Here is a 9153-nt window from a genome sequence, read left to right as displayed (position 1 = left end):
GCCTTCAAGATACCGTTGCACGACAATCAGCTTGAAGGCAGGTGTGTACTTCCCCATAAAACCCCAGAAAGTTAGTGTCCAACTTTCTGGGGTCAGTTCAAAGCCGACCACCCTACGCTCGCAGTCCCGCCAGGTAAGTATCGATCACCGTCCCACCCAGCTCCCGCAGGTCGAACATGGCCGGCTCGAAGATCCAGTTGCGGATCAGGCCGTCGACCATGATCCAGCCACCCCGCGCGGCCGCCAGCGTGGATACGCCGGGACGCAGCATGCCCTTTTCCTCCGCCTGCTTCAAATGCGCTTCCATCCGGTCCTGCCACAGCGCGATCGATTCGCGCCGGCGCGCACGCACCGAATCCACCTCGTCGATGAATTCCGTCTTCAACGTGGCGATCTCGAACACCCGGCGCGCCTTCTCGTCCTCGACCACGATCCGCAACACCATCATCATGTCGTCGCGCAGGCACTGCAGCGGATCCTTCACGTCGCGCTGGTTGTCGAGCTGCTGCAGCGCCTCGTCCATCGGCAACTTCGCGCGGTCGAACATGGCGTTGAACAGCGCACCCTTGTCCAGGAAATGCCAGTAAATTGCCCCCCGCGTCACACCCGCAGCGCTCGCAATATGTTGTAAAGTCGTCCTTGATACGCCTTGTTGGGCGAACAATCTTTCAGCAGCGTCAAGGATGCTGTCCCGGGTAGCCGCAGCTTCCGCTTTCGTTTTACGTGCCATTTTTTCAGTGCCCTCCCATTTGAAGGGGGCCTCCAGCAATAAACATACAGCCGTGATAGTATATAAAACTGTTCGTAAAAGCCAGTGACGTTTCGTGTGCTTTCAAAGTGTCTGCACCGGATGTCGAAACAACAAGAGAAGGAAGCATACCGAATGCGCTCAGACCGCCCCTCCCACTCCCTGACCCGCATCGCCGCAGGCACGCTGGTGGCCATCGCCCTGTTGTCGGGCTGCGGCAAGAAAGACACTCCGGCCGCCGGCGGCCCGGGCGGCGGCATGCCGCCGCCGGAAGTCGGCGTCATCACCGCCAAATATGAACCGGTCGCCCTGCTGACCGAACTGCCGGCTCGCGCCGAGCCGATCCGCACCTCGCAGGTGCGCGCCCGCGTCGACGGCGTGGTGCTCAAGCGCCTGTTCACCGAAGGCAGCGTGGTCAAGCAGGGCCAGTCCCTGTTCCAGATCGATCCGGCGCCCTACCAGGCGCGCCTCGCGGCCGCCCAGGCCGACGTCGGCAGCGCCCAGGCGACCCTGAACCAGGCCACCGCCCAGGCCGAGCGCTACAAGCCGCTGGTCGAGGCGAACGCCATCAGCAAGCAGGAATACACCAACGCCGTAGCGGCACAGAAGCAGGCCGAAGCCGCCGTGGCGGCCGCACGCGCCCAGGTGCGCATCGCCCAGATCAATGCCGGCTACGCCAATGTGTACGCGCCGATCTCGGGCCGCATCGGCCGCGCCCTGGTCACCGAAGGCGCACTGGTCTCGGCGGCGCAGGCCACCGAGCTGGCTTTGATCCAGCAGACCGACACCATGTATCTGAACATCACGCAGTCGGCCAGCGAACTGCAGCGCCTGCGCAAGCAGGCCGGCGGCAGCGGCAACGATGCGTCGGTGAGCGTGATCCTCGACGACGGCACCGAACTGGCCAACAAGGGGCGCCTGCAGTTCTCCGACATCAGCGTCGATCCGGGCACCGGCCAGGTCACCTTGCGCGCGACGGTGCCGAACCCGGGCGATGCCCTGCTGCCGGGCCAGTACGTGCGCGTACGCCTCGCCCAGGCCCTGCTCCCGAACGGCATCGTGGTGCCGCAGCAGGCCGTTACCCGCGGCGGTCCGCAGGGCGACACCCTGATGGTCGTCGGCCCGGACAACAAGCCGACCCCGCGCACCGTCAAGATCGGCTCGCAGCAGGGCTCGAACTGGATCGTCACCGACGGCCTGAAGGAAGGCGAGCGCGTGATGGTCGACGGCTTCCAGAAGCTGCAGATGCTGCCGCCGGGTACCCCGGTCAAGGTCGTCGCATGGCAGCCGAGCCAGCAGGCCGCACCGGCCGCTCCGGCCACCGCAGCCGCGGGCGCCGCCGCCGCGCAGACAGCAGGCCAGGTGCCCGCGTCCGCGCCGTCCGGCTCCAGCGCCAGCGCCACCCCGGCCGCCGGCACGCCGCGCCGCTAAGCAGTAAAAGAACAGGAATATTGCAATGGCACGTTTCTTCATTGACCGCCCTATTTTCGCCTGGGTGATCGCGCTGTTCATCATGGTGATCGGCGCGGTCTCGATCACCCAGCTGCCGATCGCCCAGTATCCGAACGTGGCCCCGCCATCGATCGTGATCAATGCCGCCTACCCGGGCGCCTCAGCACAGACCCTGGAAGACGCGGTCATCTCCGTCATCGAACGTGAGATGAACGGCTCGCCGGGCCTCGTCTACATGGAATCGAGCAGCACCGCCAACGGCAGCGGCTCGATCACCCTCACCTTCGAAACCGGCACCGACCCCGAACTGGCCCAGGTGGACGTGCAGAACCGCCTGTCGCGCGCGGCCCCGCGCCTGCCGGCGGCGGTAAACCAGCAGGGCGTGCGCGTCGACAAGGTGCGCGCGAACTTCCTGCTGTTCACCATTCTCTCGTCCGATGATCCGAAGTGGGATCCGATCGCGCTGGGCGACTATGCCTCGCGCACGGTGCTGCCCGAGCTCCAGCGCATCAAGGGCGTCGGTACCGCGCAGCTGTTCGGTACCGAACGCGCCATGCGGGTCTGGATCGACCCGGCCAAGCTGGTGGGATTCCGCCTGTCCCCGGCCGACGTGAACAATGCGATCCGCAGCCAGAACGCCCAGGTGGCGTCGGGCACCATCGGCGAACTGCCGCTGGCGCAAGGCCAGGAGATCACCGCGACCGTGGTCGTGACCGGCCAGCTCTCCACCGTCGAGCAGTTCGGCAACATCGTGCTGCGCGCGAACCCGGACGGCTCGACCGTGCGCCTGAAGGACGTGGCGCGCATCGAGATCGGCGCCCAGGCCTACGGCACATCCGCGCGCCTGAACGGCAAGCCGTCCACCGGTATCGGCATCCAGCTGGCGCCGTCCGGCAACGCCCTCGAGACCGCGCGCCTGGTGCGCGAGCGGGTCCAGGAACTGTCGAAGTTCTTCCCGCCCGGGATGAAGGCCACCGTGCCCTTCGACAGCTCCAAGTTCATCGACATCTCGATCGAGCAGGTGCTGCATACCCTGGTGGAAGCGCTGGTGCTGGTGTTCCTGGTGATGTACCTGTTCCTGCAGAACTTCCGCTACACGATCATCCCGACCATCGTGGTCCCGGTGGCCCTCCTCGGTTCGCTGGGCACCCTGCTGGCGCTGGGCTACTCGATCAACGTGCTGACCATGTTCGGCATGGTGCTGGTGATCGGTATCGTGGTCGACGACGCCATCGTGGTCGTCGAGAACGTCGAGCGCATCATGAGCGAGGAAGGCCTGCCGCCGCTGCAGGCAACCCGCAAGGCGATGGGCCAGATTTCGGGCGCGATCATCGGCGTGACCGTGGTGCTGATGTCGGTATTCGTGCCGCTCGCCTTCTTCGGAGGCGCGGTGGGTAACATCTACCGCCAGTTCTCGGTCGTCATGGTGTCCTCGATCGCCTTCTCGGCTTTCCTGGCGCTGTCCCTGACTCCGGCACTGTGCGCACACCTGCTGAAACCGGTCGAGGCCGGCCACCACCACGAAAAGCGCGGCTTCTTCGGCTGGTTCAACCGCCGCTTCGCCAAGACTGCCAAGGGCTATGAGAGCTGGGTCGGCAAGCTGATCCGCGGTTCCGGCCGGGCGCTGGTGGCCTTCGTGCTGGTGTGCGGCCTGGTCGCCCTGCTGTTCACCCGCATGCCGAATTCCTTCCTGCCGAACGAAGACCAGGGCTACGTGATCGCCAACATCCAGCTGCCGCCGGGCGCGACGCTGGAACGCACCAGCGAAGTGATGCGCACCGCCGAAGCCTTCATCATGAAGCAGCCGGAAGTGGCCAACATGGTCAGCGTGCTGGGCTTCTCGTTCTCCGGCGCCGGCCAGAACATGGCGCTGGCCTTCATTCCGCTGAAGGACTGGGACGAGCGCAAGGGTGAGAATTCGAGCGCCGAGGCCGTGGCCGGCCGCATCATCGGCGGCCTGTCGGGCGTGCGTGATGCCTTCATCTTCGCGCTGTCGCCGCCGCCTATTCCCGAACTGGGCCGCGGCACGGGCTTTTCCTTCCGCCTGCAGGACCGCGGCGGCAACGGCCACGACGCCCTGCTGGCGGCGCGCAACCAGCTGCTCGGCATGGCGGCGCAAAGCCCGGTCCTGGCCGGCGTGCGTCCGGAAGGCCTGGAAGATGCCCCGCAGGTCAGGCTCGACATCGACCGCGACAAGGCGCAGGCGCTGGGCGTCACCTTCGACGCGATCAACACCGCGATCTCGACCTCGCTCGGCTCGAGCTACGTGAACGACTTCCCGAACGCCGGGCGCCTGCAGCGCGTGGTGGTGCAGGCCGATGCGGCTGCCCGCATGCAGCCGGACGACCTGCTGCGCCTGAACGCCATGAACGTCCAGGGCCAGCCGGTGCCGCTGTCCTCGTTCGCGACCACCCGCTGGGTAACCGGTCCGATGCAGACCCTGCGCTACAACGGCTATCCGGCGATGAGCATTTCGGGCGACGCCAAGCCGGGCTATTCCACCGGCGACGCGCTGGCCGAGATGGAGCGCCTGGCAGGCCAGTTGCCCCCGGGCTTCGCCTTCGAGTGGACCGGCCAGTCGCGCGAGGAACAGCTCTCAGGCGGCACCATGGGCATCCTGATGGCCTTCTCGCTGCTGGCCATCTTCCTGGCCCTGGCGGCGCTGTACGAAAGCTGGACGATCCCGGTGTCGGTGCTGCTGGTGGTGCCCTTCGGTATCCTGGGCGCCGTGCTGGCGGCGCTGATGCGCGGCTACCCGAACGACGTGTACTTCAAGATCGGACTGGTGACCATCGTCGGCCTGGCGGCGAAGAACGCGGTCCTGATCATCGAGTTCGCCAAGGACCTGCAGGAGCAAGGCAAGTCGCCGATGGAGGCGGCGATCGAGGCGGCGCACCTGCGCTTCCGCCCGATCATCATGACCTCGCTGGCCTTCATCCTGGGCGTGCTGCCCCTGGTCATCGCGGGCGGCGCCGGCTCGGCCTCGCAGCGCGCCATCGGTACCGGCGTGATGGGCGGTATGATTACGGCTTCCACGCTTGGCGTGCTGTTCGTCCCGCTGTTCTTCGTGGTCGTGCGCAAGATCTTCAAGGGCAAGCGCCGCAGCGAAGAGCATGCACACGCAGAAAACGCAGTCCCGGTCGTCGAAGGAAAACAACCATGATCGAAACGATGAAAAAACTGACTCCGCTGGCACTGGCAATGGTGCTGGCAGGCTGCATGTCGCTGGCGCCGAAGTACGAGCGGCCGCAAGCGCCGGTGGCGCAGGCCTTCCCCGAGATCGCGCGGGCGGCCAGCGCTCCGGCGGCCCAGGCGGCGAACGAGGCGCCGGCCACGATCGCCTGGCAGCGCTTCTTCCCGGATGCGCGCCTGCGCGGGCTGATCGAACAGGCACTTGGCAACAACCGTGACCTGCGCGTCTCGATCGCCAACATCGAGCAGGCGCGTGCGCAGTACCGCATCCAGCGCGCCGAGCGCCTGCCGACCGTGGGCGTCGGCATCAGTGGTTCGCGCCAGACCACGGGCGAAGACCAGCCGATCGACAGCTTCTACCAGTCCGGCCTGTCGGTTTCAAGCTTCGAGCTCGACCTGTTCGGCCGCGTGCGCAACCTGTCGCAGGCCGCGCTGGCGCAGTACCTGGCGACCGAAGAGGCGCGCAGGTCGACGCAGATCAGCCTGATCTCGTCGGTGGCGAATGTCTACCTGCAGCTGCTGGCCGACGAGGAGCTGCTGGCGATCACCCGCCAGACCCTGGGCACGCGCCAGGAGTCGCTGCGCCTGACCCAGCTGCGCTTCGACAACGGCGTGGCGTCGCGCTTCGAGCTGCAACAGGCGCGCTCGCTGGTGGAAACCGCGCTGGCCACGCTCGCGGCCCAGCAGCGCCAGCGTGCGCAGGACCTCAACCTGCTGACGCTGCTGGTCGGTACGCCGGTAGAACCGGTGCCGAGCGGCGCCACCCTGGCAGGCACCGACCTGCCCGACCTGCCGGCCGGCCTTCCGTCGGACCTGCTGGCCAGCCGCCCGGACATCCGCGCGGCCGAGCAGCAGCTGATCGCCGCCAACGCCAACATCGGGGCGGCGCGCGCCAACTTCTTCCCGCGCATCACCCTGACGGGCAGCGTGGGCAGCGCCAGCACCGAGCTGTCCGGCCTGTTCAAGAGCGGCTCCTACGGCTGGACCTTCGCGCCGCAGGCGATCCTGCCGATCTTCGACTACGGCCGCAACACCGCCGTGCTGGGCAGCGCCAGGGCGCAGCGCGACATCGCGGTGGCGCAGTACGAGCGCTCGATCCAGCAAGCCTTCCGCGAGGTGGCGGATGCGCTGGCCGGCCAGTCGACCTTCAGCGAGCAGCTGCGCGCGCAGCGCGCGGTGGCCGAGGCCGAGGCCGACCGCTTCAACCTGGCCGACCTGCGCTACCGTAACGGCGCGGCCAGCTATCTCGAACTGCTGGACGCGCAGCGCGCGCTGTTCCAGGCCCAGCAGGGGGCGGTGCAGGCCAACCTGCAGCGCCTGCAGAACCAGGTGACCCTGTACAGCGTGCTGGGCGGCGGGTGGGCGGAGCCGGCCACGCCGGTAGCGGCGCGCTGAGGCGCTCCTGCTTCATTCGAAAGCCGGGCTGTGCCAGCCCGGCTTTTTTATTGGCGCTGTCAGCGTTATCTATTGATGACCCGCATCGCTACGCGCAGCAATTGCTCCACGGTACTCACCCCGTTGCCGTCCAGCGCGCGGCGCCAGCCCAGGTAGTTGGGCAGGTAGCACGACGCGACGCCGCGAAACCGGCTCAGCCATTGCCGGAAACGCTGGTGGTAGCTGTTCACGTTCTGCACGTGGATGGCGCCGGCAGCGCCCCGGCGCACCCGCACGCCGGCGCGCAAGTTGACGGCCTCGTGCGCGATGCCGTGCTTACGGGCGAAGCTGCGGTACGCCGCATGCGCGTCGCTTACCAGGAGCACTTGCCGATCCAGCCTGGGCAGTAGGTGACGCTCCAGTTGCGGCGCCGTCAGCGCGCCGCGGCCCGTTATAGCGTCGACGGTCTGTCCGCTACGGTCTCTTGCCACCAATATGCAGTCGAGCTCGCGTGAAATGCCTCGCCTGCCCGCCTTGCCGCCGCCTTTGCGCGCCGGCCGGTCCAGATTGCGCGAGCCCTTCTGTGATTCCAGCAAGAACATTTCATCGGCCTCGACGATACCGCTGAGTTGCCGCGGCAGGTCGTCCCTGGGGCGCTGCAGGAAACGGTGGCGCCAGCGAAAGGCGGTGTTGCGGTGCACCCCGACCTGGCGGGCGCTTGCCCGCACCGACTTCGATTCGAGCATGGCGCCCAGGTAATCCAGCCATTTATCGCGCAGCCGCAGCCGGGCCAGCGGTGTACCGCTCAGGTCGTTGAACGTGCGGCCGCAGGCGCGGCAGCGGTAGCGCTGCAGGCCGTTGGCCTGGCCATACCGGTGGTATCGGTCACAGGCGCAACTTGGACAGCGGCGCGCTGTGGCGCCGATCTCGGTGATGAGCGAGACTACCTGCTCGAGCCCGGCGGCCGGTTGCAGGGCCGCGAGCGTCTTGAGGCGCTGGGGGACATTCAGCGCAGGGAGTTTGGCAAACCACTTCGTGAACTGAGGCGATCGCATGTTCGTTTCCAGTCTGTCGTGACCGGTGTTCGACAGCGATTTAGCTCAGCAGTTCCTCTCTCATCCATACATAAGGTTGACAGCGCCTTTTTATTTGCGCGCCCGGTTCGTGCTTGGGAAGTGAAGCGCGGAATTGAAGCGCGGAATTGAAAGCATGCCGAATTCGCAATTGGCTACACTGGGTGCATGAACGCTTGCAGGCTGAAGCCCGAACGTGCTCCACTCGCCCGACTGCCATGCGCAAATTCGCCCGCTCACACTGGAAGATCATCCTCGCGATCCTGCTTGCGATCGTGCTGGCCACACTGACCGTGGAAACCGACTCCGCCGTCCCAGCCCCCGACCTGTCCGTCCGCCTGCGCACCCACGTGGAGGCGATCGCCAGCCGGGAACGCAATACTGGCACGCCGCGCGCGCTGGAACAGGCCGCACGCCATATCGAGACCACGCTCGAAGGCTACGGTTATAGCCTGCGCCGCCAGGAATACCAGGCCGGCAGGCAGAAGGTGCGCAACATCGAGGTGTCGGTATCGAATACGGCGCCGGGCGCGAAGCCCGAGCGCATCTTCATCGTGGGCGCGCACTACGATTCCGCGCCCGGTGCACCGGGCGCCAACGACAACGGCAGCGGCACCGCCGCCGTGCTCGAACTGGCGCGCCTGCTCAAGACCATGCAGCCGAGCCGCGGCACCGAAGTGAAGTTCGTGTTTTTCGTCAACGAGGAACCGCCTTGGTTCATGGGCGAAGAGATGGGCAGCATGCAGCACGCGCGCGCGCTGAAACAGGCCGGACAGAACGTGGCGGGCGCACTGATCCTGGAAACGATCGGCTGGTACTCCCAGGCCCAGAACAGCCAGAAGCTGCCGCGGGGGCTCGAGAAGCACTACCCGAGCACGGGCAACTTCATCGCCTTCGTCGGCACCCTGGAATCCTCGGCCCTGGTGCGCCAGGCGCTGGCCGCGTTCAAGGCAGGGTCCGACTTCCCGGCCGAGGGCCTGGCCGCGCCGGCCCACGTGATGGGCGTGACGCTGTCCGACCACTCCTCCTACAACCGGCAGGGCTATCCGGCGCTGATGATCACGGATACCGCCTTCATGCGCTACCCCTATTACCACACGGCAGAGGACACGCCGGACAAGCTCGATTACGCGAGCATGGCCCGCGTCGTCAGGGGCCTGGCGCGCACCATCGATTCGCTGGCGGGTGCGGCGAAGACGTAGGGTGGTCGGCAGAGTGAACTGACCCCAAATTGTTGGACGTTAAGTCGTTAAGCGCCCATGGCCTGGGTCCTGTACTGTACAGGGCTTTGGCCTTTTAGTTTAAGTTTGATGC

The 9153-nt window shown here is 66.5% G+C and carries 6 protein-coding genes and 1 pseudogene; 4 read left to right on the top strand and 3 right to left on the bottom strand.

What is annotated here, in order from left to right; all coding sequences use genetic code 11:
* Window positions 1-112: 112 nt before the first annotated feature.
* Together AC56KL_RS23060 and AC56KL_RS23055 are read right to left on the bottom strand one after the other, a co-directional pair.
* Window positions 113-604: a TetR family transcriptional regulator gene (locus tag AC56KL_RS23060; protein WP_497182514.1), complete on the bottom strand. Its 492-nt coding sequence runs from the start codon at window positions 602-604 to the stop codon at window positions 113-115.
* Window positions 605-730: pseudogene (locus AC56KL_RS23055) on the bottom strand (TetR family transcriptional regulator); the annotation flags it as partial.
* A 153-nt stretch (window positions 731-883) separates the two neighbouring features.
* On the opposite strand from AC56KL_RS23055, the gene AC56KL_RS23050 reads away from it, so the two are divergent.
* Genes AC56KL_RS23050 through AC56KL_RS23040 form a run of 3 tightly spaced genes read left to right on the top strand, consistent with a single transcriptional unit; the run spans window position 884 to window position 6787 of the window.
* Window positions 884-2179, top strand: coding sequence for an efflux RND transporter periplasmic adaptor subunit (locus AC56KL_RS23050; protein ID WP_497182513.1), 1296 nt, complete (start codon window positions 884-886; stop codon window positions 2177-2179).
* 25 nt (window positions 2180-2204) lie between these two features.
* Complete coding sequence (locus tag AC56KL_RS23045; protein ID WP_497182512.1) at window positions 2205-5363, top strand: efflux RND transporter permease subunit; 3159 nt, start codon at window positions 2205-2207, stop codon at window positions 5361-5363.
* Between the two features lie 8 nt (window positions 5364-5371).
* Complete coding sequence (locus tag AC56KL_RS23040; protein ID WP_497182511.1) at window positions 5372-6787, top strand: efflux transporter outer membrane subunit; 1416 nt, start codon at window positions 5372-5374, stop codon at window positions 6785-6787.
* 65 nt (window positions 6788-6852) lie between these two features.
* On the opposite strand, the gene AC56KL_RS23035 is transcribed toward AC56KL_RS23040, so the two are convergent.
* Entirely contained in the window at window positions 6853-7821 is a 969-nt protein-coding gene (locus tag AC56KL_RS23035) for an IS1595 family transposase (protein WP_497182510.1), read from the bottom strand.
* A 236-nt stretch (window positions 7822-8057) separates the two neighbouring features.
* On the opposite strand from AC56KL_RS23035, the gene AC56KL_RS23030 reads away from it, so the two are divergent.
* Entirely contained in the window at window positions 8058-9041 is a 984-nt protein-coding gene (locus tag AC56KL_RS23030; RefSeq protein ID WP_497182509.1) for a M28 family peptidase, read from the top strand.
* Window positions 9042-9153 lie beyond the last annotated feature (112 nt).

Source organism: Telluria sp. ZB4P34 (assembly GCF_059686055.1).
This window is presented reverse-complemented; position numbering and strand designations above follow the sequence as displayed.